Origin of the sequence: Sphingobacterium sp. R2 (genome assembly GCF_040760075.1) — a bacterium.
In the GTDB taxonomy this organism is placed as follows: Bacteria; Bacteroidota; Bacteroidia; order Sphingobacteriales; family Sphingobacteriaceae; genus Sphingobacterium.
On sequence record NZ_CP142884.1, the window covers coordinates 868536 to 893365 of the forward strand.

Annotated in this window: 19 protein-coding genes and 4 tRNA genes; 11 read left to right on the forward strand and 12 right to left on the reverse strand. The window is 40.4% G+C overall.

Features of this window, described 5'->3' with window-relative positions; genetic code table 11:
* The first annotated feature begins 28 nt into the window (after nt 1-28).
* Together VXM68_RS03580 and VXM68_RS03585 are read left to right on the forward strand one after the other, a co-directional pair.
* Nucleotides 29-1084, forward strand: a complete 1056-nt coding sequence (locus VXM68_RS03580) for an HlyD family secretion protein (RefSeq protein ID WP_367210471.1) — start codon at nt 29-31, stop codon at nt 1082-1084.
* A 7-nt stretch (nt 1085-1091) separates the two neighbouring features.
* Complete coding sequence (locus VXM68_RS03585; RefSeq protein WP_367210472.1) at nt 1092-2669, forward strand: hypothetical protein; 1578 nt, start codon at nt 1092-1094, stop codon at nt 2667-2669.
* 177 nt (nt 2670-2846) lie between these two features.
* Here VXM68_RS03585 and gltX read toward each other — a convergent pair whose 3' ends face one another.
* Nucleotides 2847-4367: a glutamate--tRNA ligase gene (gene gltX / locus VXM68_RS03590; protein WP_367210473.1), complete on the reverse strand. Its 1521-nt coding sequence runs from the start codon at nt 4365-4367 to the stop codon at nt 2847-2849.
* 120 nt (nt 4368-4487) lie between these two features.
* Between gltX and VXM68_RS03595 the strand changes: the two genes are divergently transcribed.
* The 5 genes from VXM68_RS03595 to VXM68_RS03615 all read left to right on the forward strand — a co-directional run bounded on the left by VXM68_RS03595 (nt 4488) and on the right by VXM68_RS03615 (nt 9211).
* Nucleotides 4488-5717 carry a HAMP domain-containing sensor histidine kinase gene (locus VXM68_RS03595; RefSeq protein WP_209578562.1) on the forward strand — a complete coding sequence of 410 codons (1230 nt, stop codon included), beginning with the start codon at nt 4488-4490 and terminating at the stop codon, nt 5715-5717.
* Nucleotides 5698-6246, forward strand: coding sequence for a DinB family protein (locus VXM68_RS03600; protein WP_294185259.1), 549 nt, complete (start codon nt 5698-5700; stop codon nt 6244-6246). Before VXM68_RS03595 ends, VXM68_RS03600 begins: the two co-directional genes overlap by 20 nt.
* Nucleotides 6212-6637 (forward strand): hotdog fold thioesterase, encoded by a 426-nt coding sequence (locus tag VXM68_RS03605; protein ID WP_293957148.1) that lies wholly within the window; start codon nt 6212-6214, stop codon nt 6635-6637. Before VXM68_RS03600 ends, VXM68_RS03605 begins: the two co-directional genes overlap by 35 nt.
* Before the next feature lie 293 nt (nt 6638-6930).
* Nucleotides 6931-8226 (forward strand): sugar MFS transporter, encoded by a 1296-nt coding sequence (locus tag VXM68_RS03610; protein WP_367210474.1) that lies wholly within the window; start codon nt 6931-6933, stop codon nt 8224-8226.
* A gap of 139 nt (nt 8227-8365) precedes the next feature.
* Nucleotides 8366-9211, forward strand: a complete 846-nt coding sequence (locus VXM68_RS03615) for a DUF2911 domain-containing protein (RefSeq protein WP_209578523.1) — start codon at nt 8366-8368, stop codon at nt 9209-9211.
* Nucleotides 9212-9279: 68 nt separating this feature from the next.
* Here VXM68_RS03615 and cdaA read toward each other — a convergent pair whose 3' ends face one another.
* Complete coding sequence (gene cdaA, locus VXM68_RS03620) at nt 9280-10074, reverse strand: diadenylate cyclase CdaA (RefSeq protein ID WP_209578522.1); 795 nt, start codon at nt 10072-10074, stop codon at nt 9280-9282.
* 60 nt (nt 10075-10134) lie between these two features.
* Between cdaA and VXM68_RS03625 the strand changes: the two genes are divergently transcribed.
* A complete protein-coding gene (locus VXM68_RS03625) occupies nt 10135-10851 on the forward strand; it encodes a pyridoxine 5'-phosphate synthase (protein ID WP_294348332.1) in 717 nt (238 codons plus the stop codon).
* A 163-nt stretch (nt 10852-11014) separates the two neighbouring features.
* Nucleotides 11015-12550, forward strand: a complete 1536-nt coding sequence (locus VXM68_RS03630) for an IS1182 family transposase (protein ID WP_367210475.1) — start codon at nt 11015-11017, stop codon at nt 12548-12550.
* A 175-nt stretch (nt 12551-12725) separates the two neighbouring features.
* On the opposite strand, the gene lepB is transcribed toward VXM68_RS03630, so the two are convergent.
* From lepB to VXM68_RS03655, 5 genes are all read right to left on the reverse strand, one after another.
* The gene (gene lepB / locus VXM68_RS03635) at nt 12726-14294 is read right to left on the reverse strand and encodes a signal peptidase I (RefSeq protein ID WP_367210476.1); all 1569 of its coding nucleotides are present in this window, start codon (nt 14292-14294) and stop codon (nt 12726-12728) included.
* Between the two features lie 16 nt (nt 14295-14310).
* Nucleotides 14311-15054: a 4-hydroxy-tetrahydrodipicolinate reductase gene (gene dapB / locus VXM68_RS03640; protein WP_312330035.1), complete on the reverse strand. Its 744-nt coding sequence runs from the start codon at nt 15052-15054 to the stop codon at nt 14311-14313.
* Between the two features lie 182 nt (nt 15055-15236).
* Nucleotides 15237-15959: a DUF5683 domain-containing protein gene (locus VXM68_RS03645; RefSeq protein WP_367210477.1), complete on the reverse strand. Its 723-nt coding sequence runs from the start codon at nt 15957-15959 to the stop codon at nt 15237-15239.
* A 1-nt stretch (nt 15960) separates the two neighbouring features.
* A complete protein-coding gene (locus VXM68_RS03650) occupies nt 15961-16896 on the reverse strand; it encodes a ParB/RepB/Spo0J family partition protein (protein ID WP_294185245.1) in 936 nt (311 codons plus the stop codon).
* Between the two features lies 1 nt (nt 16897).
* Nucleotides 16898-17695 (reverse strand): ParA family protein, encoded by a 798-nt coding sequence (locus VXM68_RS03655; RefSeq protein WP_367210478.1) that lies wholly within the window; start codon nt 17693-17695, stop codon nt 16898-16900.
* 226 nt (nt 17696-17921) lie between these two features.
* On the opposite strand from VXM68_RS03655, the gene VXM68_RS03660 reads away from it, so the two are divergent.
* A complete protein-coding gene (locus VXM68_RS03660; RefSeq protein WP_293957157.1) occupies nt 17922-18443 on the forward strand; it encodes an NADPH-dependent FMN reductase in 522 nt (173 codons plus the stop codon).
* An 81-nt stretch (nt 18444-18524) separates the two neighbouring features.
* Here the strand turns inward: VXM68_RS03660 and VXM68_RS03665 are convergent, their stop codons facing one another.
* Entirely contained in the window at nt 18525-21470 is a 2946-nt protein-coding gene (locus VXM68_RS03665) for an insulinase family protein (RefSeq protein ID WP_367210479.1), read from the reverse strand.
* Between the two features lie 262 nt (nt 21471-21732).
* Between VXM68_RS03665 and VXM68_RS03670 the strand changes: the two genes are divergently transcribed.
* The gene (locus VXM68_RS03670) at nt 21733-22914 is read left to right on the forward strand and encodes an acyloxyacyl hydrolase (RefSeq protein WP_367210480.1); all 1182 of its coding nucleotides are present in this window, start codon (nt 21733-21735) and stop codon (nt 22912-22914) included.
* Between the two features lie 1556 nt (nt 22915-24470).
* Here the strand turns inward: VXM68_RS03670 and VXM68_RS03675 are convergent.
* The 4 genes from VXM68_RS03675 to VXM68_RS03690 all read right to left on the reverse strand — a co-directional run bounded on the left by VXM68_RS03675 (nt 24471) and on the right by VXM68_RS03690 (nt 24829).
* Nucleotides 24471-24545: transfer RNA gene (locus VXM68_RS03675), tRNA-Val, on the reverse strand.
* Nucleotides 24546-24580: 35 nt separating this feature from the next.
* A tRNA-Val gene (locus VXM68_RS03680) sits at nt 24581-24655 on the reverse strand.
* 9 nt (nt 24656-24664) lie between these two features.
* Nucleotides 24665-24742 (reverse strand) — tRNA-Val (locus VXM68_RS03685).
* Between the two features lie 9 nt (nt 24743-24751).
* Nucleotides 24752-24829: transfer RNA gene (locus VXM68_RS03690), tRNA-Val, on the reverse strand.
* Nucleotide 24830: the final 1 nt, after the last annotated feature.

The window sequence follows — 24830 nt, forward strand, 5'->3', positions numbered from 1 at the left end:
TGAAGAATTTGGAAAATGCGCAATTAGAATGAATATGAATAGAAAAGATAAAAAAGACAAGACAAAAGGATTTAATAAAGCGCTCGTCCTCTTTGCGAGTATATTATTATTGACCGGTATTGGCTTCCTGCTCAGGCATCTGATTTTTACTCATCAATATGTAACTACCAATGATGCACAGATAGATCAATACGTGACCCCTGTTGCTAGTCGGATCCCCGGTTTTATCAAAGAAGTCCGATTTGAAGAAAATCAATATGTACATCAGGGTGACACCCTATTAATCATTGATGCCAGTGAATATCAGACCAAGGTAGATATCGCAAATGCCGAACTCCAAAGTAGCCAGAGAAATGCCGAGGTAATCAGCAAAACAGCCAATGCGACTGCCAATAGTATTTCGGTTCAAAAGGCAAGATTAGAAGTGGCAAAAGTAAGTGTATGGCAGACGCAACAAGATTATAGTCGATTCAAGAAACTATATGAGGCCGATGCGGCAACCAGACAGCAGTACGACAATGCCAAAGCAGCTTACGATTTGGCATTAGCACAACTCCATGCTATGGCAGAAGAGTATAATTCCGCCCGACTGAATACCAGCAAAGAAAAAGCAAACGAGTTACCTGCAAAAGTGAATATTAATATTAAAAAGGCCGCAAGAACAAATGCCCAGCTTTTCCTTTCCTATACTGTAGTAACCGCGCCCTATGACGGCTTCGTCGGGAAGCGGACTATACAACCCGGACAATTTGTGAAGGAGGGTCAGACACTGGCAAATGTAGTTAGCGAGGAGAAATGGATCGATGCAAATTTCAGGGAAACACAGCTTGAAGATCTAATAGAAGGCACTATCGTGACGATACAGGTAGATGCATTTCCCAACCTTCTTTTTAAAGGAAAGATCCATTCTTTTTCTCCAGCATCAGGTTCCAAATTTGCCGTGATACCCCAGGATAACGCAACCGGAAACTTCGTAAAAATAGAGCAGCGCATCCCCGTTAAAATTGTCTTTGACGCACAGCAGGATCTTAAAAAGCTACGTGGCGGCATGAACGTTGTCATTCATGCTGCCCATCAATCCTAATTTCACCATGCTTAACAACAAATCTGTATACTATAGCTGGGTTCCCGAATGGATCAAACTTCCGCTTATGATACTAGCGATGTTTCCCCATCTCATGTTAATGTCGCTCTTCCATTCGAATACGGCATTTACCGCGTCGGCGCTTGACATCGAAACCGAAGATATTCAGTATTTCCTTTCCTTGATGTATGGCGCCATTGTAGTTGCTTTACTCATTTTTCAGCGGCTTTTTTCTTATTTCAGGGTGAGAACATATATCCTGTTGACCTGCAGTGCTTCCATCCTCATCCTAATCGGCATTTCATTGACAAAAGATCCATTCCTTATTGGCGTTCTGCGTGTAGCCGAAGGTATTTTCTGCGTGCTTGAAGGCGCTTGTTTCCTTCCAATGGTTATGAGCCAGATTAAGCATACAAAGAGCCGCACCATTGCCTATTTCTTCCTATATACATTTATGCTTACTGGCTCGACTTTGACAACATCTTTGCTCAAAGAAAGTATTATGGATTATGGATGGCAAGATATGATCCATGTTGTACTCTATTGGCATTTGATTGTGATTGCGATAGCCCTGCTCTTACTCAACAATAATCGCCTAAGTAGAAAATTCCCCCTCTATCAACTGGATCTCACAAGTTGCCTGTTTCTGCTGCTCTCATTGAGTTGCGGCGCTTACGTCCTAATCTATGGCCGTAAATACTATTGGTTCGAACACACCAATATCAACATCAACTTTGCCCTTTTCCTAGTGTTCGGAGCACTATTTATATTTAAACAAAGTTTGGTCAAAAGACCTCTTTTTCACTTTGAGGTCTTGAGATACAAAAATGTGATTTTGGGAGTTATCCTATTTTTTCTCTTTTATATTATTCGCAGCTGCCTCAACAATGTTTATACCGTAATGGCTACCGTCTGGAAATGGCCCTGGCACTATATTATTGATGTACAATTCATCAATGTCACAGGTACTATCTTGGGGGTTATTAGTTCTGGCGTCTTACTTCTATGCAACGTATCGCCGAAATATAGCTTTGGTTTTGGCTTTTTGATATTGGCAATCTCCTGTTTTCTCTTCGTCCCTACCTTTTATTCTGATACCACAATCTGGGCCATCGGGCTCCCATTGTTCATTCAGGGCATCGGACAAGGTTGGCTGTTCACACCGTTGGTGATTTACATTTTAACAGGTGTCAAATCCCAACATGTAGGCAATGCTGGCCTCATGGGTACAACTGTTCGATTTTGGAGTACCAATATTGGATTTGCCTTTATCCAAACCATCAGCTATACACTAAATAAAAAGCATTATATTCAACTCGAACAGACGCTGAATACAAGCAATTCGCTAACAATGAATTATTGGAACACATTAATCGAGAAATATAGCGGATTTTATGGCGATCAAGTGGCCAACCGTATTGTTGGTAAAAGTCTTTCCGGAAGTTTGAGTCAGCAAGCATCGCTAATCAGCAATATGGAAATATTTACTTACCTTGGAATGCTAGGGTTAATTGTAACCGGAATAATATTCTTATTTGGTCCAGCCAAAACCCTCTATATCCGGCTGAGGTTACCTTACTTGTAAATCAAAGTGAGGGAGCGCCTATATAACAAGGTTCAGCAACTCCATTAAAGCCAAAGAAAATAAACGTTTCCCATAAACGGAGCATAGCAACCTCATGCCCACTAGTGAACAATATTAAAAGAGGCTATTCGCAAATCAATGCAAATAGCCTCTTTTAGTATTTTATACTTCGTTCATTTAAGCATCAAATTCCTGAAGTGCTTTTTTCACACGATTTACCACTTCATCTCTGCCCAGCAGTTCAACGATCTGAAAGACATCTGGACCAAATTTCCCACCGACTAACATAATACGGAATGGCATCATCAGTTCGCCCATTTTCATTCCGGATGCCTGAATCGCATCCTTGAAGAAAGGTTCCAACTCAGCAGCCTTCCAGGTATCAAATCCTGCAAAAGACTGGTTAATCCCCTCAAAAAATGCAGTTTTTTCAGCAGACCATTTAGGCTTTACTGCATTTAAATCATATGCTGCAGGTTGCAGGAAGAAAAACGACGCTTGGCTCCAAAAATCTTCCACAAAGGTCAGGCGCTCTTTTACCGCATCCAATACCTTACTCACATAAGTGTCATCAGCCACTACTTGATGATGTTCCAAAACTGTTTTGATCTGCGGTAACAGCGATTCTGTTGAAGATCGTTTGATCCATTCATGATTAAACCATTTTGCTTTTTCAAAATCAAATTTCGCCCCCGCTTTACTGATACGGTCAACGCCGAATTTCTGGATCAATTCATCTAAAGAAAAAAGTTCCTGTTCAGTTCCATCATTCCAGCCTAACACCCCAAGCATATTGACAAAAGCCTCTGGCAAGAAACCCATCTCACGAAAACCTTTTATTGTATCGCCAGAGTTCGAATCGGTCCAGTTCATTGCGTAAACAGGGAATCCCAAACGATCGCCATCGCGTTTACTTAATTTACCATTTCCATCTGGTTTAAGGATTAACGGAAGATGTGCCCAGCTTGGCATGCTATCGCCCCAGCCAAGGTATTCCCACAACAAGATATGGATAGGTGCCGAAGGCAACCACTCTTCGCCACGGAATACATGCGAAATATCCATGACTTTATCATCGACAACAACGGCCAGGTGATAAGTTGGCATACCATCAGCTTTAAGCAATACCTTATCATCAACAAGATTGGTATCGAAAGCAACCTTTCCACGGATCATATCCGTAAATGTTACCGTATCATCAGTAGGAATTTTTATACGAATGGTATGCGGAGTTCCCGCATCCAACAGTTGTTGAGTTTCAGTCGCAGATAGGCTCAGCGAATTGCGCAATTGAAGTCTGTTCTCGTGGCTATAGCGAAAATTAGGCTGCAACTTACGCTGCTCATCCAGCTCCTCTGCTGTGTCAAAAGCATAGTAAGCATACCCATTTGCGACCAGCTGCTCAGCATATTTCCGGTAAGAGGGTTTTCGCTCACTTTGACGGTAAGGCCCATATTTCCCCCCTTTTAGCGGACTTTCATCTGGCGTCAGGCCACACCATGCTAAACATTCGTTGATATATTCCTCAGCACCTGGGACAAAACGAGCTTGATCCGTATCCTCGACACGTAAAATAAAATCTCCCTGATGCTGACGCGCATAGAGAAAATTAAACAAAGCTGTACGTACCCCACCAAGGTGAAGACCACCTGTAGGGCTTGGTGCAAAACGCACTCTGACTTTTCTTTCTGAACTCATGAAGCAAAATTACCACAAAATTTTTGATTTGGGCGGTACGACCACTTCTTCAATGAAATAAAAGTGCAGAAAACAGACATTTATTCAGTAATTTGCGATGAAGGACACGAATACGGAATCATGAAACCCTATCAGATTAGCCAGCAACGCTGGAAATTTATCTTGCTCATCTTTGCAGCAGTCATTGCTGTTGCCTCCTTGGTGTACACCAATTACCTCGTTCGAAATCTTGCTCACGCCGAACGTTCAAAGGCCGAGGTATGGGCCATGAGCACTAAAAATATCATGACCATGCCCGACGTAGATGATGAGTTCATTACATTTATCTACGCTGTAAGAGACAGCCTAAATTTGCCAGCAATTATTACTGACGATAAAGAAGATATCATTTTTTGGCGGAACCTCGATTCTACGAAGACCAATATTAAGCCCGGGCAAAACGACAGTGTTACAAAGCATCTAAATTATGACCCGGCTTATTTTCAAAAACAGTTGGCATTTATGAAAAAAAGCCATCCCCCCATTACTTTGGAATTGGAAAATGGGCAAAAATGGCATGTATACTACAAAGATTCTTGGTTTTTGCAACAGCTAAGGGTGTTTCCGTACGTACAACTATCGCTCATTGCGCTCTTCCTTATCATTGCATATACCGTTTTCAACTCTATCCGAAAATCTGAACAAAATCTTGTTTGGGTAGGCCTCACCAAAGAAGCGGCACATCAATTGGGGACCCCCATTTCATCGTTGATGGGTTGGCTAGAACTGATTCGTATAAAATTTGATGCCGAAGAAGATGATACCCTAAATGAAATGGAAAACGACATAAAGCGGCTTGAGATTGTCGCTGACCGCTTTTCAAAAATAGGGTCCACCCCCGTACTGACCAATCACAACCTCTACGAGGTCATTAAAAATTACATGGATTATTTCCGTATACGGACTAGCAATAAAATTACTTTCGAATTAAAAGGAGACAAACATCTTGAAGCAAAGCTCAATATTCCACTCTTCGACTGGATTATAGAAAATTTATTGAAAAATGGTGTAAATGCCATTGGTACAGAAGGAAAGATAACTGTTAATATTTCAGAAAATATTGCGAAAGAAGAAATTTTTATAGACATTAGCGATACGGGCAAAGGAATTCCGAGATCTAATTTTGAATCAGTTTTCCAGCCAGGCTTCACAACAAGAAAGAGAGGCTGGGGGCTCGGGCTTAGTCTGACAAAGAGAATGGTGCGGTATCACCAAGGACAAATCTTTGTAAAAGAATCTGAATTAGGTAAAGGAACAACATTTCGAATAATCTTAAAAAGCAATTTAAAATATGAAGCCACTCAAATCTGACGAATATCCAGCAGTCTATGCGCCATATATTGAGACTGTCGTCGATAACGTGTTTGATGCACTCGAAGAACAAACGCTCTCCTTTCCGGCATTTCTGGACACAATTCCTGAGGAAAGAGGCAATTTTAGATACGCCGAGGATAAATGGACCATCAAAGAAGTCGTTGGCCACGTCATCGACAATGAACGCATCATGGCCTATCGTGCGTTGCGCTTCTCCCGAAATGACCTGAAGGAGCTCGCCGGTTATGACCAAGACTACCTCATTCAGTATTCGCGCTATAATGACCGTACCTTGGAAAGCTTGAGCAAAGAATTCACCTTTCTTCGCAAAGCCAATATGATGCTTTTCAACAGTTTCAATGACGCTGAATTGGAGCGTAAAGGAATGGCATCTGAGCGACTCACCAGTGTAAAAGCACTGTTATATGTCATTGCGGGACACCTCAATCATCACCGCATTATTATCCAAGAACGTTATTTAAACTCAGACGATGTCAAAAATTTGGTTTCAGCATTACAGCATTGAGGAAATAAATGTATTTTTTAACAAATACCTGTCAGGTCTTTTGGAAATTCAAGCGACAGAAATAGATGACAACACCATTACAGCAACTATGCCTGTAACAGATAAAGTCAAGCAGCCGCATGGAATATTACATGGAGGAGCCTCGGTAGTCCTGGCAGAGTCTCTAGGGAGTATTGCCTCTAACCTGGTGGTTGATCCAGATAAATATCGCGGCGTTGGACTTGAAGTGAACGCAAACCATATACGTCCCGTAAGCGCCGGAATAATTACAGCGAAATGCAGTCCCATACATATTGGCCGTTCCACACATATCTGGGAAATAAAGATGTATGACCGGTTCAATAAATTAAATTGTATTTCCAGACTGACAGTAGCGATCGTTCCGAAATAATACAATTTATCGGGCTTTTGAGCACGCGAATTCCGAAACCATCAAATTTTAATCCGAAGCATTAAAACTTAAAGGAGGATAATTACAATTTATCCTCCTTTTTTCGCGAATTAATTCTCAAAACTGAGCAAAAATATGCCTTTATTTATTTCCTATATTCAATAAATTTAAGTAGTCTTGTACGTTGGATAGTTTAAAAATCAACAAAATAGCATGCAATCGATTGCTTAAAGCAACTTTTTCAACAGATTTCTACTGCGTGAACGATAACTTAACTAAATATAATTAAAAAAATGACCACTAATCCTAATTCGGGTAAAACAGCAATAGTCCCTATGCTCATTTGCTGTGCATTATTTTTTATTCTTGGATATATCACTTGGGCCAATGGCGCATTGATCCCTTTTGTACGCTTAGCATTTAATTTAGAGACCGACACACAAGCATTTTTAATTCTTTTCGCGTCGTATATTGCCTATTTTTTTCTCGCATTACCCAGTTCATGGATTTTAGGGAAAACAGGATTCAAAAATGGATTAGTGGCCAGTCTGGTGTTAATTATTTTAGGCGCCCTTATCATTATTCCTGCCGCATCAAATTTGAGCTACCAACTCTTCTTGGTCGCTATCTTTGTGCAAGCCTCAGGTATGGCGCTGTTACAGACAGCGATTAACCCTTATTTAAGTATAATCGGCCCCATAGAAAGTGCCGCTCAAAGGATCTCCATCGTAGGGATTTTCAATAAAACAGCTGGCATGATTGTTCCAGTAGTCTTGGGGAGCATCCTGTTAAAAGATTACGACAGCATTTCCAGTAGAATCAAAGAACTCAAAGCAGGTGCAGAACACGATGCACTGTTAGCAGAATTATCTGAAAGGCTTCATGGACCCTACATTGGAGTGGCTATCGGTGTTGCGATTCTAGCGATTGTCGTATTTGCTGTAAAAATGCCCGAAGTTGATGTCAATAAGGAAGAAGAAGCAACAGATGCTGCTGCTGTCACCAGTACTAAAAAGACAAGTATCTTTCAGTTTCCACATTTATTTTTAGGATTTCTCGCTATTTTCTTCTGCGTTGCAGTCGAAGTAATGGCAGGTGACATCATCGGAACGTACGGAAGATTATTATCACTGCCGCCATTTTTTGTTAAGTATGGTACTACGTTTACGCTAGTATGTATGTTAGTTGGCTATTTCATTGGTATCATCTCTATTCCAAAATTTGTATCGCAGCAAACCGCTTTACGTATCTGTACAATTGTTGGGATAACATTTACGGCAATTTCGGCATTTTCTACAGGACTGACGTCTTATATCTTTGTAGCCCTATTAGGTGTCGCTAATGCATTGATGTGGCCAGCAATTTTTCCGCTGGGTATAAAAGGACTAGGACGCTTTACGAAAACAGGATCAGGCATTATGATTATGGGTATTGCCGGAGGAGCAATCTGGCCGTTGATATATGGTTATTTGAAGGACACTTTACATGTTGACTTCCAACATGCGTTTCTCTTTGCGATGGTTCCGGCCTACCTGTATATCTTATTTTTTGCCACTAAAGGGCATAAAATTGGAAAAGGAAACACTTAGTAGAACACAATAGCGGACGAGCGAAAGGGCATCTAAAAATAGATGCCCTTTTTCTGTGAAATTCTTCCTATTTTTAGAAGATAGATAGAGGCGTGAAACTGTTGAAAACGCGTATATAACAAAACAAACAATGATACAGATGAAAAAAAATCTTTTTGCAATTGCCATTGCCGCAACCATGATGTTTACGGCTGGAGAATCTTTCGCTCAAATTAAGCTTCCTGCAGCCAGCAGCTCACAAACAATTACACAAGGATTAGGTATTGAAAATGTAACACTAAACTATAGCAGACCAAGTATGAATGGACGTAAGATCTTTGGTGATCTTGTCCCTTATAATCAGGTGTGGCGTACAGGAGCAAATACCAATACCACATTAACCTTTGAAGGAGATGTTACATTAAATGGCAATAAGCTTTCAGCAGGAACCTATTCGCTTTTTACGATCCCAAACAAATCGGAGTGGACCATCATAATCAGTAAAAACACAAAACAATGGGGCGCATACACGTATAAACAAACTGAAGACGCTTTACGTTTCAATGTTAAACCACAAACATTAGCCAATCCAGTGGAAACTTTTACCATCGCTTTTGACAATGTTACGCCAACAGATGCGGTTTTAAGTTTGGCTTGGGAAAAAACTGCTGTAAAAATCGCCCTCAAAGTAAACCAGCAAGATAAAATATTAGCGTCAATCGACGAGGCTATGAAAGGGGAGAAAAAACCATATTTTGCAGCCGCTCAATATTACTTTACTAATAATTTGGATCTGAATAAAGCTTTAAACTGGTTTGATGAAGCTGCTAAAGCCCAACCCAAAGCTGCACATGTGCTCTATTGGAAAGCAAAAGCTCAATTAAAAGCAGGAGATAAAAAAGGAGCGGTAGAAACTGCGACGAAAGGTCTTGAAGTGGCCACAGCTGACAAGAACGCTGAATACATCAAGTTGAATACACAAGTGATCAATGCTGCAAAAAAATAGCGGTCTATACGCAGCAATGCCCCAAAAAGCAGCTAACTTTTTGGGGCATTGTATTTAATAATCATTTTTTACAACTCATCTTTCAGTAGCTGCTCAAGTTCCTCCGGCGAAACGTTCATATTGACATTTCCATCTTTCGCAAAAGATATCTCACCAGTCTCTTCCGAGACAATCACAGCAATAGCGTCGGAGACTTCCGTTACACCAATTGCCGCCCGATGTCTTAATCCAAACTGCAAGGGCAGATCCTCACTATCCGACAAAGGCAATACACACGATGCTGTCATAATCTTAAAATCGACAATAACGACCGCACCATCATGCAAGGGACTATTTTTATGAAAAATACTTTCAATCAAACGCTTGGAAATATGAGCATCGATATATTCACCACTACTTTGGTAATACTCCTCATCAAAATATTTTGAAAAAACCAACAACGCCCCGGTGCGCGTACGCGACATACTTCTACAGGCTTCAATAACAGGTCTTAAATCATCCGTCAGATCCTTTTGTATAGCCTTCTTATTCCCGATAAACGACCAAAAAACCTTTTTTCGCTTCATCGATATATTCTTCCCAACATGCAGCAAAAACCGCCTGATTTCTTGCTGGAATACGACAATTAACGCAATCGAACCCACCGATATAAAACCGCCGAATATTTCTGTCAACAACCGCATATGCATCTGCTTGACGACAATATAAACGCCATAAAACAATGCGACGCCAATCAGGATATTAACAGCAATGGTTCCCCTAATCAAACTATAAATATAGTAGATAATAATCGCTACCAATATAATATCAATAACGTCCAAGAGGCGAAAGCCGCTAAATAGGCTATAGTCGATTCCATCCATACATGCAAGTTAAAAAAAAATAGATATTATTTGTATTTTTACAACACAACATACAGCAAAATGACTAGACTTTCAGTAAATATCAATAAAATCGCAACGCTCAGAAATTCTAGAGGTGGGAATAATCCTAATCTAGTCTCAGCGGCATTGGCCTGTGAGCGTTTTGGGGCTCAGGGAATCACTGTTCACCCAAGACCAGATGAGAGACATATCCGCTATCAGGATGTATTTGACTTAAAAGAAGCAATTCAGACTGAGCTGAATATTGAAGGAAATTGCCAGGAGCAGAAATTTATTGACCTTGTATTGGCCAATAAACCAGCACAGGTTACATTAGTGCCTGATACCGAAGGTCAATTAACCTCCAATCATGGCTGGGATACCATTAAGAACAAAGCATATCTACAAGATATGTGCAAATTGTTTAAAGATGCAGGGATACGTGTTTCTATTTTCGTTGATCCTGTCGAAGAAATGGTAGAGGCTGCTGCAGAAACAGGAACAGATCGCATTGAGCTTTATACAGAAGGGTTTGCAACGGAGTATGGTTTCGATAAAGAAACTGCTATAAAGCCCTATTTCAAGGCAGCCTTAAAGGCACGTGAAGTCGGATTAGGACTGAATGCAGGCCATGACCTGGACCTCAACAATCTGCAATATTTCAATCAGCATATTCCGGAACTGTTGGAAGTAAGCATAGGCCATGCACTTATCTCTGATGCGCTGTATTTAGGATTAGAGGAAACGATCAAACGTTACCTCACCTGTTTGAAGTAGTACAACTTTCGGCAAAGACAGAAACCTATAATTAGTAAGCACAAGTTATTTCAGAAAAAAGAGGCTGTCTCAAAAAGACAGCCTCTTTTTTATGTTATTTCATGACATTTAATTTGATTTAATTAATTGATTTTCATATATTTATATTTCAAAAAAAAGATATATGTCATCTCAAAGACCTACTTTTAAGCCTTACTATCAGGATCAGATTATGGCAATTCCCCCAACTTTGGACGAATTGGTCTCCAAAAGACATCCGGTACGTATTGTTAACGATGTGATCAACCGTATCAACATACAGGGTCTTTTGGATGCCTACAAGATAAAAGGCTGTTCCAGTTATCATCCGCAAATGCTGTTGAAGGTTCTGGTGTTTGGCTATGTAAGCAATGTGTACAGCAGTCGGAAACTGGAAACAGCCTGCCGGGAGAATATCAACTTCATGTGGCTGAGCGGCATGAGCTATCCCGATCACAATACCATCAACAGATTTCGTGGTGTCCGCTTAAAAGAAGCACTTCGCAGTGTATTTGAAGAAGTTGTTAAGCTCCTGGCCGAAGAAGGGTTGTTAAGCATAGAAGATGTCTACACCGATGGCACCAAGATAGAGGCTAATGCAAACAGATACACTTTCGTTTGGAAGAAAGCTATCCATACCAATAAGGAAAAGATGAAAGCTGCCTTAAAAGATATATGGGACTACGCCCAAAGTATTGCCAAGTCGGAGGACAACCTCCCGGATCCTCCCGATCTGACGACAATTGACAGCGAAAAAGTCCGGGCTACGGTCGATAAGCTGAACAGAGTCTTATCCGACAAACCTTCGGTAAATAAAAAGATGAAGGCAAAGTTGCGTTATGTAACCAAAAACTATCCGGAGAAGATCGTACAATATGAAGAGCAGGAAGCTACTCTGGGAGACAGAAACAGTTATAGCAAAACAGATCCCGATGCCACCTTTATGCGGATGAAAGAGGATCATATGAAAAATGGCCAGCTCAGACCAGGATATAATATCCAGATATCCACGTCCAATCAATACATCGTCAATTACACCATACATTCCAATCCCACAGATACCAGAACATTATCCGGTCATTTGCAACAACATGAGGACAGCTTTGGAAAAACACCGGGAACCCTTACCGCGGATGCCGGTTATGGCAGTGAAGAAAACTATGCATTACTGGCAGCAAAAAATATTGAGGGCTATGTGAAATATGGTATGTTTGACAAAGGACAGAAAAAGAGCTGTGGGGATAAGAAACCATTTTCTGTAGATAAATTACATTATAATCCTTCACAAGATTGCTATATCTGTCCAATGGGACAGGAAATGCATTGTATAGGTACATTTAGCCAAAAGACCTCCGCAGGCTTCCGGCAGGAAATCAAAAAGTATCAGGCAAAAAACTGCACAAACTGCCCGTTGAATGGCGCCTGTCACAAATCACATGGAAATAGGATCATCGGGGTGAATAAGCAACTTGAGATTTACAGGAACAGGGCATACCAATTGCTCAACAGCGATGTAGGTGTAGCTAAACGAAAACAGAGGTGTTGTGACGTCGAACCTGTCTTTGCAAACATTAAACAGAACCATGGGTTCCGAAGATTTATGCTCCGGGGTAAAGAAAAAGTGTCCATAGAATGGGGATTATTGGCAATAGCACAAAATCTAAGAAAAAAAGCGGCCTAAAAAGCTGCTTTTTGTTCATTTCTCCCCTCCATATGAGTCTTTTTCAAATAACCAACAAACAACACACAAATCTATCTCATAGACTTTTTAAACAAAAAAACTGTCCCAAATAAATTTGAGACAGCCTCTTTTTATTACCTTCATATCAGAAGGCTAGCATGTTGATTTGCACAAATTAATGAATTCCCTTAAAGATTCGATTCCAGCGAATTTTCGAGAGCCCCGTACCAATATCATCCCAGCTCATCCAAGTAAATAAAGCCTTTCCAACAATATGGTCCTCGGGAACAAATCCCCAACCTCTTGAATCCAAGGAATTATGGCGATTGTCACCCATCATCCAAAAGTAATCCATTTTAAATGTATAGTGATCTGCTTTGACATCATTGATATAGATTCCATCCGCGCGCGTTTCAAGTTTATTGTTCTCATACACGCGGATAGCTCTTTCATAAATTGGTAAAGTCTGCTCATTTAAAGCAACTGACCAACCTTTTTTCGGAATTAAAATCGGTCCAAAATTATCAAAATTCCATTTGTATTGTGGATCGTACGGATAAGCACCTTCACCAACTGGGCTCCTTCTTATCTCTTTGACATTCGACCAGGATTTCACAATGGCCAGCTCATCTTGAGTCATGAACAACTGATATACACCAGGCTGCTGATCGCCACCTATTGCTTCAATTCTCAACTCCTTTAGCCTTTCCATATCTAATGGTGTACCATCCGTTAATACCAGATAATCCAATTGACTTTCAGGAGGATCAAATCCCGGTTGATCATTCACAAAAAGTTTGGCATCTTTCATGGAAATCTTATCCCCTGGCAATCCCACACAACGTTTAATATAGTTCTCACGCTTATCAATCGGCCTTGCCTGAATCGTAAACTGCGAATTCACGGTCTGCCAGCCATACGCTCGAACAAGATCATAATAACTTGCATTTTGGTTTTCGAGCGCGACAGTGTCACCAGCGGGAAAATTAAAGACGACCACATCATTGCGCTCAATCTTCTGAAATCCAGGCAGACGTTTATAAGGGAGTTCAATCAATTCAGAATATGCTTTCCCTCCTGTAATGGGCATGGTATGATGCGCAAAAGGAAAAGCAATCGGCGTATTAGGAATACGTGGCCCATAATTTAATTTGCTGACAAATAGGAAATCGCCAACCAACAAGGTACGTTCCATAGATCCTGTTGGAATCATATAAGCTTCGATCAGAAAACCGCGAATAAGCGATGCTGCAACAGTGGCAAATACAATAGCGTCAGCCCATTCGCGTACCATGGACTTTTTGTATGGATATTTAATTTTATACTCCTTATACGATTCAAGGGCTATTTCGGCACGTTTCTCCTCGGTCAGTTCGATACCTTCCTGCGTAGCTGCCTTTAATTTTTTTGCATATAAACCATTCAAAAAACGCACATTATTATCCTTTGCCCACATGGGCAACACAATAAAAGGCACTAAAACTGCAGCCGCATTTTCCCAAAAACGACGCTTCCCAAAACAATGAATAAAATCAAGATAAAGATTATAGAAAATAAAGACATTGACAATTGGAACAAGCAATAATATTACCCACCATAACGGTTTCCCCATCAATTTTGCCTGAATATACTGGCTGTAAAATGGAACGATCGCTTCCCAGCCTTTTCTGCCAGCTTTAACAAACAATTGCCACAACCCATATCCTGATATTGTTGTTAAAACCGCAAATATAATTAAGCCCATAAACTACTAATTAGTACTATTTATTAAAATCAAAAATCTCTGTAACTTGATAAAAGCCTTTTTTACCATTCAACCATTCCGCGGCAACAACAGCACCCAAAGCAAAGCCATCACGGCTATGTGCAGTATGCTTAAATTCTATCTGGTCAACCTCCGAACTATAAAGTACCGTATGTGTTCCCGGAACCTCTTCAATGCGATGACTTTCAATCAATAGCTCTTGGGGCTTTGGAATAATTTCATCTTGCTCGCCAACGACAGTATTCACCCAGTTGGTCTTCACATCACTATTGTCCAATATCCCTTCAGCAATGGTAATTGCCGTACCGCTCGGCGCATCCAGTTTGTGAATATGGTGAATCTCCTCGACTTGAACATCATATTGCTTGTAGGGTTGTAATGCCTTTGCCAACATGCGATTGATATGAAAAAAAACGTTCACACCGATAGAAAAGTTAGACCCATACAAAATCGAACCTCCAAACGCCAGACACTTCGCCTTAACATCTTCCAATTGATCATACCAGCCCGTTGTCCCTACCACAATAGGCACCCCTGCTTCCAGACAAAGATTCATATTATCCAATGCTGCAGAAGGCACACTAAAGTCTATCGCGACATCAGCTCCTCTTATATCATCAGCAGTCAGGTTAGGACGATTATGTTCATCCACAACTAAAAAAATTTGATGGCCTCTTTTCAGTGCGTATCTTTCGATAATCTGCCCCATTTTGCCATATCCCAAGAGAATGATGTTCATATATTCAGAAAAAAGTATAGTTTATTTTTAAAATTAAAAAATTTCAATGAAATACCCCTATTTAAAAACCATAATCCCTGATCTTAGAGACCCTGTAAAACTAATATTACTGAAATTCAAAGTATACCATCCGTCATCAACAGTCATTTTAGATCGAAATATGAGGTTGAAGAAATCAGATTTTAATTGAATTTCATGGTCAATTTAAGTCCAACAGTGGGTTTAAACGAATAAGTTCCCGACGCGACACTGGCATCCATTAGAGTCGGTCCAATTAAGAAAGCAGTCTTTTTAGGCTTATCATCACCAATGCTCCAACGATATTTAAGCATCGAGTCGATATAGGCTTCGGCAACGTTAAGGCCATACACACCCAAAGTAAGAAGCACCATGAGATCGCGATCTCGCCGCGCATTATCTTTTGCACGAATGATAGACTGCTCGGAAACGTTGAGATAATATGGGTCTATTGGCCTTCCAAGAGCCTTATCTTGCAACACCCCCAACAATTCTTTATAATAGCGGTTATTAAAATCAAAAACAAGCACCGTTGTCAATAGCCCCCCATAAATTGCAGGGACCTTTATCCACCAAACGCCTCCATTTGTATATTGCCCCCATCCAGGAAGAATCAAAGAACGTTTCCAGGCTTGCTTATTTTTTGCTTCAATCGCCAAGCGGGTCGAATCTTTGAACACCACCTTCTCCTTTGCCTTAGCTTCCTCTTTCTCCCGCTTTTTACGTTCTTTCCTAGATTCCTTCTTTACAGTATCTTGTACCGCTTTTTGCTTTATGCTATCTATTTTTACAGGTGTTACTTGTTTCTTCGCAATGGAATCCACCGTCTGACCATGCACTATCGACAGCACAAACACGGCAACGATCAAGCTTATTAATTTGGCCATATTACCAATCTAATAATTCTAGAATGCGACTTAAATCATCTTCTGATTCAAAAGGAATTTCGATGGCACCTTTCCCTTTGGTACTCTTGAGATTCAATTTGACACGCGAAGAAAATTTAGATGCCAGGTCATCTTCAATTTTCTGAAGTTGAAAAGACATCGGAGCCTTATCCTTTGCAGCCTTTTTCTTACCACCTTTTTGTAGTTCACGAACCAGTTCCTCGGCTTTACGAACAGATAAACCTTGATCTATAATCAGCTTAAAGATATACAGCTGCTTATCAACTTCAGGAATATTAATCAATGCGCGAGCATGTCCCATGGTCAATGCACCATCACGTATTGCCGCTTGAATGACAGGCGGAAGTTTCAATAAACGAAGATAATTTGTAACAGTAGAACGGTTTTTACTCACACGCTCTCCCAGCTCTTCCTGCTTTAAATTACACTCCTCAATCATGCGCTGAAAACTCAAGGCGACTTCAATCGCATTTAGATTCTCCCGCTGGATATTTTCTATCAAGGCCATTTCCAGCATCTGCTGGTCATTAGCTGTACGGATATATGCTGGAATTTCGGTAATGCCAGCCAAACGAGAGGCACGGAGACGACGCTCGCCAGAAATCAATTGATAATTACCATCCGAAATTTTACGTACGGTGATGGGTTGAATTAAACCCTGTAGACGAATAGATTCCGACAGTTCCTGTAAGGCAACCGGGTCAAATTCTGTTCTCGGTTGAAAAGGATTGACAGCTATTTCCTCTACACGGACATGGCTAATACTGCCATTCTCTTTCGTTGTCTTTACAGCAGTGGTTGTTACTTGAGGAGCCTCTTCCACTTGCTGATTACTTTTAGCAGGAACTTCTACACTATCGTTTAATAGCGCACCTAAACCTCTTCCCAGTCCTGTTTTACGCTGATGTGCTGCCATATTATGCGGTTACTGTTTTATTCATTTCACTAAAATGCCCGTTTTTCTGTAAGATCTCACGCGCCAAATTCAAATAATTGATTGCCCCTTTACATGACGCATCATGCATGATGACAGAAATTCCAAAACTTGGAGCTTCGCTCAAACGGGTATTCCGCTGAATAATCGTATCAAAAACCAAATCCGTGAAATGTGTTTTTACTTCCTCGACCACCTGATTCGATAGCCGCAAACGGACATCGTACATGGTTAACAAAATGCCTTCAATCTCCAAGCTCGTATTTAAACGATTTTGAACGATCTTAATCGTGTTTAATAATTTACCAAGACCCTCTAAAGCAAAGTATTCGCATTGCACAGGAATGATGACAGAGTCCGAAGCAGACAGTGCATTGATTGTAATTAAGCCCAAAGAAGGCGAACAGTCAATGATAATAAAATCATAATCGTGTTTCACCTGATCCAAGATTTTTTTCATCTTGTACTCCCTTTCATGCATATTGATCATCTCAATTTCTGCCCCAACCAAATCGATATGAGCAGGCAAAAGGTCTAAATTTGGCGTTTCTGTCGATTGGATAGCCTCACGGGGATCCAAATCATTTACCAAACATTCATATACACTTGCGGTGATTGTACGAGGGTCAAAGCCAATCCCAGAAGTAGAGTTTGCTTGAGGATCTGCATCCACTAACAATGTTTTATATTCTAAAACCGCCAAACTTGCCGCCAAATTAATTGACGTCGTGGTTTTTCCGACCCCACCCTTTTGATTTGCAATTGCAATTACTTTTCCCATCTGAATGAAAATCTTTCTTAATTAAAATGTCATTTTATCCCACATTTCACTTTTTTGAAGATCAATTTGCCAAAATCTCTATCCGCAACTCAAATTAACAGAACAAGTTCAGCATATTTCGTACTTTTGACAAAGCAAAAGCACATATCCTCAGGATGCTAAGATACAAAAAATCGAGATATGTATCCACTTTGAAATTGCGCTTTTTATAAGTACCAACAACACAATGATTTTAATAATATCCGGAACAAACCGCCCCAATAGCAAGACGTTAAAAATAGCAAAGTGCTACAAGCAAATACTTGATCGTAAGTCAATTGAAAGTGACATTTTTTCTTTGGAAGATCTACCAGCAAACATTTTAGAGACAGATCTTTATGGCAAAAGAAGCGCAGCATTCGAACCTATCCAAGAAAAGGTCAGTAAAGCTGAACTGTTTATCTTCATCGCCCCAGAATACAACGGAAGTATACCCGGAGCACTCAAGCTTTTTATCGACTGCTGCACATTTCCGATCAGCTTTTATCACAAGAAAGTTGCATTGGTCGGACTATCTTCTGGACGCTATGGCAACCTTCGTGGGATCGATCACCTCACTGGGATATGCCACTATTTAAGAATGCATGTGCTTCCCCTCAAGATTTTTATCCCCGGGGTTCAGAACGAATTGAATGATGACGGAGAATTATTCAAGGAAGATACACTGCAATTCATCAATGAGCAGATTGATGAAATGATCCGATTTTAATAACGGCTACCAAAAAAGAGGCCTTCAGTGATACTGAAGGCCTCTCTCAAATGTATAGGCACTATGCGAATAGCGGCTAAGCTAATACCCAAAAATCTCTTTTAGATTTAGCTTTTTAACTTCCCCTAATTTGGCGAGATCAGCTGGTTTAAGACTGTCTTCTTTCGCTACGACACAATAAACATAGGGCTTTTGGCTCATTTCCTTCTTATGAAAAGCATGCAGATTTTCATACGTCAATTTCGGTGCCTCTTCGTAAACAACTTTACGAATATCGGTTGCATTCCCCAGACGTTGTGCTGCCAAATAACCCCCTAAGATAGAAGCATTCAACACACGCTCACTGGCAATTGATTTTTCTAGGCTAACTTTTGCGATATCCAGGCCTTTAGTGCTTTCAGGCAACACATCCAACAACTCATTCATGCCTTTAATCGCATCGTTAAACTTATCTGCCTGTGTGCCAACGTAAGCCCCTACCGTATAGCGATTACCTTTTTTATACGGTTGGCCATAATAAGCGTAGGTGGAATACGCCAACGCTTTTGACTCACGGATAGTCTGAAAAACAATACTTCCCATACCGCCGCCAAAATAATTATTAAACAACGAAACAGTAGGCGTCAGGGCACTGTCGTAAACTTCTGAACTTCTATACCAAAACACCTCAGCCTGTTTCATATCAAAATCAGCAAAAAGCACCTGATTCTTGGTTGTTGGCAACTCTTCAAACACAACTGCCTTTTTTGCCACTGTGTATGTTCCGGCACTTTGTTTTAAAGGCTTCGCTTTCGCTACAAATTCCGTAGCCGATAATGGACCAAAATAAAGCATCGTGTGCTTCATATTCGCCAAATCATGCAATACATTTACCAGATCCTCCGCTTTTAAAGCGTCCAATTCAGCATCTGTAAACACATTATTAAATGGATTTTTAGCGCCGTATTTAGCATAGGATTTTAAACCTTCCATGATTGCAGTCTTGCTTTCTTTGGCATTTGCTCGTGCCTTTTTTACACGGGAAATATACATTTTGAAAGCCTCCTCATCAGCAATACAATTGCGCAACAAGTCTTGAATCAAGTTCAGCGTTGGTGTAAAGTTTGAATTTAAGCCCGAAATCGACACCATGGTTTCCTCATTACCTGCGGATACAGAGAAATCAGATGCCAATTGATAAAAATCTTTGCTGAACTGCTCACTTGACTTATCCTTTGTACCCAAAAATTCAAGATACCCCGCAGCTAAAGACAGTAACTTATTGCTCCATTTTCCGCCGTCAAAACGATAAGACAGTGAAAACAGCTCATTATCTGAGTTCTTTACAGCAAGCACAGGCAGTCCATTTGCAGTAGCTTTTTGAATAGCTTTGTCGTAATTTACCCATACCGGCTGGATTTTATCCTCCGGCATCGCTTCAACCCACTTTAAGAAATCAGACTGGTCGTCGCGATTGACCGTTACAGGCGTAATCTCTGGTTTAACAACCTTAACCACACTATTGTCCACTCCCTTACGTTTATAAACGACAACATAATTATTGTCGTTCAGGTATTTGTTTGCAAAGTCCACCACATCTTGCTTGGTAATCTTATTCAACTCATCCGAATACCCCACAACAGCTGCCCAATCTTGACCAGAAGTAAAGGCATCCATCAATGATTCAGCACGGTCGCCATAGCTTTCGTTCTGTTTAATTTCATCTTTCTTTGCATTATTGACAATTGCCGTTATCAGATCATCCGAGAAATCACCTTTTCTCAATTTCGCCAATTCTTGCAACAGCAACTGCTTTACCTCTTCCAAGCGCTGTCCCTGACCTGGATTACCCTGTAGTAGCAGCAAGGAATAATCTTTTAATATGTAAGGAAAAGCACCGGCACCTAACAATTTTTGGTTCTTCACCAAATCCAGATCAATCAGACCCGCAGATCCGTTCGTTAAGATCTGACTCATCAAATTGAGCATGCGGGCATCCTTCGTTGCAGCACCTGGAAAACGGAATCCCATCAGCATAAACTCTGCATCCGGACCTTTGACCTCACGGACAACAGGTGTCGAAATCGGCTTTTCAGCATCAAAAGTGTAAGCAGGAATCTCTTTGGGCTGCATAAAAGCAAAGCTCTTATCCACTTTTTTAACGACCTCAGTGGGATCAAAATCACCCGACATAATGACCCCCATATTATTAGGGACATAATATGTATCAAAATACTCCCGAATGGCCTTCAACGACGGATTTTTAAGATGCTCTACCGTCCCAATAGTGGTCTGTTTTCCATAATTATTATCAGGAAAAACAGCCGAAAACATCGATTCCACGGCCTTACGATTATCTTTATCCAGACTTATATTTTTCTCTTCATAAACAGCTTCAAGTTCGGTATGAAACAAGCGCAATACGGGATTTCTAAACCGTTCAGCTTGTACAGCGAGATACTTATCCAATACATTGCTAGGGATTTGTTCCTGATAACCAGTCTGTTCAAATGAAGTGAAAGCATTCGTTCCTTCTGCTCCCATGGACGCCATCAATTTATCGTACTCATTTGCTATCGCATATTTGGCAGCTTCTCCAGATACTTTATCGATCTCCCTATAAATCGCTTTCCGCTCAGCTTCGTCGGTCGTGCTATTGTATTTCTCATACAGCGCATCGATCTGATCCAATAGCGGTTTTTCCTTAGCCCAGTCTTTAGATCCAAATTTATCCGTTCCCTTGAATAGCATATGCTCCAGGTAATGCGCTAAACCCGTATGCTCTTTCGGATCGGTTTTACTACCTGCCTTTGTCGCAATGTAGGTTTGGATACGCGGTTCCTTTTTTGTGGGGCTCAATATCACCGTTAAGCCATTTTTTAACTTATAGAACCGAGAGTGAGTGGGGTCATTGGTTACGTACTTATAGGTGTATCCCCCTTCAGATGCTTCTTTCCAATCGAATTTTGCACTTTGGGCAAACAAGGCAACCCCTGCTGTTGTTAGCACAAACGTAACAGCAGTTATTCTAAATAGGTTTCTAATCATATTTCCTTTTTCTTTTCAGCTCAAACTTAGATAAGTTGCTTTTTATATGCAATACGATGAAACATATAACAGAAGATTATTTACCATTTTGATACTGTGAAAGTTAAGCGAGCCGATAATGCTTACTGCTCACGTAAGATACCTTGCCTAAAAATGGTATTTTTTAACCCATTTGTTCCCCAACGGTATAAATGGCTCTTGTTACAATGATATATCATGCTTACTTTTGCAAAAAATTAAAAAAACGCTAACGTTTTATTTCATGAAATCAAGAATGCTTGCTTTTGTGACCTTGGCCCTGCTCTCCTTTCGTACCATAGCCCAGGTTACACCCCGAATAGAAAATTCAACAGACACTTTACAAAGCCTTATCCCAGCCAAGAAAAGACTGATATTTCAACTTGAACATGAAAGTGGTGGCGAACTTAAATTTAATGAACGTTCCAAAGAAACACTAGCCGACTCCTACTATAACGGCTTAAATTTCAGAGTAGGATTTCAGACCCAGTTTCAAGATTCGATAAAAAGCATTTACAATGAACTGTACAACTATCCGATCTACGGTATTGGTATCTATAGCAGCACCTTTGGACAGGAACATCTGGGCCAGCCTTTTGCAGCATACGGCTTTGTGGCTATTCCCATTCGACCAAAAGTAAATTCGAGATGGAATTTCAATTATCGGATTGCCCTCGGTCTCTCCGGCAGATTCAACCCCTATAACGAAGAAGACAACCCTTTCAACCTCCTTATCGGCAGCAAAAACAACGTTTTTATTGATTTCGGAATCCAGGCCAACTATCGGTTAAACAAACATTTTCAGGTCGGTGCTGGCGCGGCATTTCACCACTTTAGCAATGGAGCACTGGCATTACCCAATACAGGGATAAATCTCGTCCCTTTGAGCTTATCCGTATCGTATACACCAACAGACAAGCCATTTGATTATAGAAAAACGCGTATTCCCCCGATGGAGAAAACCGAAGAACTGCATTTCAATTATGCTTTTGGTTTCAAGCAGATCGACCGCGAGCATGATAGCCAATATTTTAAATCGATGTTGGGAGCATATTATAGCAGACATTTGGGCTACAAATGGCGGCTCGGCGCTGGAGTTGATGCATTCTATTCAGCCAGCGGGAATGATGAAAGAGTGGCGGGCGACAAAGCCGGCAAATTTTCAGCCTTATTTTCTTACGGGCCAGCGGTCTACATAGATCATGTTCTAAATTCGAGATTGTACATCAACGGAAATGTGGGGACCTACCTGCATCGCAACAAATTCAATGGCGAGAGCATGCCCATATACCTTAGAGTAGGTGTACGCTATAAAGTCTACAAAGATTTCTTTGCTGGCGTTTCTATTAAAGCCCACGGAGGTAAAGCAGACTTTATTGAATGGACGACAGGTTACGGCATTAAGCTAGGTAAAAAGAAGAGCTGACAATAAAATTTGTTTAGTGCCAATCCAATAAAATTGACTTCTGATAAAGTCTGCTCTGTTATCCCGCTGAGACGCTATAATTTCTAGCTATAGTAGGAAACAAAGGCACCAATGCAAAAGATTCAGTTTCCCTACGTCCCTGCGGAATTTTACTATTCTTGCATGCTTAAAACTTACGTTTGTGGTGTGATACTAAAAATATTTGCCATGTGCTGCACTAAGAAAGGAAACGTTGCTGATTAATTAAAGAGGCCGTTAGAATTAAAATACTACGAGCCAGTGCGTGCGATAATACGTAACCTTCGGTTTGGAAATGGAGTACTTATCAAAGCAAAGGTTATAAAATCAGCAGCAAACTGGCATTCCGAAGAGAAAAGTCCTCCATAGGAAGGAATCGATATGGATGGGGATCAAAAATGATATATTTTTTGAGGCATATCTTATCGATCGATCGTCATAAATTTTCTGACTTTTTTTATCCATCTTTTTCGGATTTTGTTGTTTTCATTTTTTATATCGTAGATAGTCAAATTTACTATTGCCTTATCTCCAGATAATGTTAGTGAAGTGATAGGGTAATAGATGCTATCTTTGAACATAATCGGATCAACGACATTTAGGTTTGATAATTGTACAATAACCCCAAAGCTTCCCCCAGCCGCTTTAATTCTTTTCGTGTAAGTAGCTCTTTGGAAGGCTTTCTACCACTTTTATCTTGTGATTGATTATACGTAAATTCTTTGGGAGGTCTTGTTTCTGATTCATTATGTCTGCTCACTTTCAAATGCCATATTTCCGATCTATCGCAATTTAAAAAGGTATAGCTGGGCAGAGGGCTCTTTCTCGGAAAATCTAAGTCAGAGATAGTCGAAAAATGCGTTAGATCATGCAGACTTATTCCAGCTTCTTTCAAGTCACGTTCACTAGAAACCTGTGCTAATAATGTGTTTGTACTATTAAACGTTAAGAAAATAGACGAAAAAAAAGAAATGATAATAGTTTACCTAACATAATTTTCTAAAATTAATAGAAGCTTTTACTTGAATCTGAAGCGCTCGGTTCTAAATTACCTATATCATCGAAATAGTACTATATCCTACCATCTTGATGGTACGATAGTCTATAATGGCTATAATTACACTATTTAATAAGTTCAAACATTCAAAACATGTTGAATATTATTTAACCCTGAAAGTATTCATTTATAAATTTACAAATAAATAGTCTATTCTCAAACGAATAGAAAAGTATAGTATTTTAAAAAAAATAACGAACCTCATTTTTAAAAGAGATTATATTGAAAACACAAAGACAGGTTAAGCGGTAATAATTATCAACATAGATTTCCAGTTTTGCTATATAACTTGGTAAAAGCATTATTTTTTAGTCTGTCGCTCACAGATTCTATTATCGTACTTTTTCTCAGCATAATTTTATCAATCCAAGTTAGGTTCATGCCGTCCATACTCTTTTCTCTTATCCCAGAGCCGACTCCTTCAATCTACAGCCAATTCAATGCATAAAAAAAGCGTTCATGATGAACGCTTTTTTTATTGTGGGGATTACTGGGTTCGAACCAGTGACCCCTACCTTGTCGAGGTAGTGCTCTAAACCAGCTGAGCTAAACCCCCTAACGAAAAAAAAAGCACCATTTGATGATGCTTTGTGGAGGCTACAGGATTCGAACCTGTGACCCTCTGCTTGTAAGGCAGATGCTCTGAACCAGCTGAGCTAAGCCTCCGTTTTGGATTGGTGGAGAATACTGGATTCGAACCAGTGACCCTCTGCTTGTAAGGCAGATGCTCTGAACCAGCTGAGCTAATTCTCCGACGTTGTATGGTGGAGGCTACAGGATTCGAACCTGTGACCCTCTGCTTGTAAGGCAGATGCTCTGAACCAGCTGAGCTAAGCCTCCA

What these genes read in the sequence shown, in the direction of transcription:
- VXM68_RS03665 (WP_367210479.1), bottom strand. Translation starts at nt 21,470, where the DNA reads ATGATTAGAAACCTATTTAGAATAACTGCTGTTACGTTTGTGCTAACA.
- VXM68_RS03610 (WP_367210474.1), top strand. Translation starts at nt 6,931, where the DNA reads ATGACCACTAATCCTAATTCGGGTAAAACAGCAATAGTCCCTATGCTC.
- cdaA (WP_209578522.1), bottom strand. Translation starts at nt 10,074, where the DNA reads ATGGATGGAATCGACTATAGCCTATTTAGCGGCTTTCGCCTCTTGGAC.
- VXM68_RS03605 (WP_293957148.1), top strand. Translation starts at nt 6,212, where the DNA reads ATGTCAAAAATTTGGTTTCAGCATTACAGCATTGAGGAAATAAATGTA.
- VXM68_RS03660 (WP_293957157.1), top strand. Translation starts at nt 17,922, where the DNA reads ATGATTTTAATAATATCCGGAACAAACCGCCCCAATAGCAAGACGTTA.
- dapB (WP_312330035.1), bottom strand. Translation starts at nt 15,054, where the DNA reads ATGAACATCATTCTCTTGGGATATGGCAAAATGGGGCAGATTATCGAA.
- VXM68_RS03650 (WP_294185245.1), bottom strand. Translation starts at nt 16,896, where the DNA reads ATGGCAGCACATCAGCGTAAAACAGGACTGGGAAGAGGTTTAGGTGCG.
- VXM68_RS03630 (WP_367210475.1), top strand. Translation starts at nt 11,015, where the DNA reads ATGTCATCTCAAAGACCTACTTTTAAGCCTTACTATCAGGATCAGATT.
- VXM68_RS03615 (WP_209578523.1), top strand. Translation starts at nt 8,366, where the DNA reads ATGAAAAAAAATCTTTTTGCAATTGCCATTGCCGCAACCATGATGTTT.
- VXM68_RS03595 (WP_209578562.1), top strand. Translation starts at nt 4,488, where the DNA reads ATGAAACCCTATCAGATTAGCCAGCAACGCTGGAAATTTATCTTGCTC.
- VXM68_RS03655 (WP_367210478.1), bottom strand. Translation starts at nt 17,695, where the DNA reads ATGGGAAAAGTAATTGCAATTGCAAATCAAAAGGGTGGGGTCGGAAAA.
- VXM68_RS03670 (WP_367210480.1), top strand. Translation starts at nt 21,733, where the DNA reads ATGAAATCAAGAATGCTTGCTTTTGTGACCTTGGCCCTGCTCTCCTTT.
- VXM68_RS03600 (WP_294185259.1), top strand. Translation starts at nt 5,698, where the DNA reads ATGAAGCCACTCAAATCTGACGAATATCCAGCAGTCTATGCGCCATAT.
- gltX (WP_367210473.1), bottom strand. Translation starts at nt 4,367, where the DNA reads ATGAGTTCAGAAAGAAAAGTCAGAGTGCGTTTTGCACCAAGCCCTACA.
- VXM68_RS03580 (WP_367210471.1), top strand. Translation starts at nt 29, where the DNA reads ATGAATATGAATAGAAAAGATAAAAAAGACAAGACAAAAGGATTTAAT.
- VXM68_RS03645 (WP_367210477.1), bottom strand. Translation starts at nt 15,959, where the DNA reads ATGGCCAAATTAATAAGCTTGATCGTTGCCGTGTTTGTGCTGTCGATA.
- VXM68_RS03625 (WP_294348332.1), top strand. Translation starts at nt 10,135, where the DNA reads ATGACTAGACTTTCAGTAAATATCAATAAAATCGCAACGCTCAGAAAT.
- VXM68_RS03585 (WP_367210472.1), top strand. Translation starts at nt 1,092, where the DNA reads ATGCTTAACAACAAATCTGTATACTATAGCTGGGTTCCCGAATGGATC.
- lepB (WP_367210476.1), bottom strand. Translation starts at nt 14,294, where the DNA reads ATGGGCTTAATTATATTTGCGGTTTTAACAACAATATCAGGATATGGG.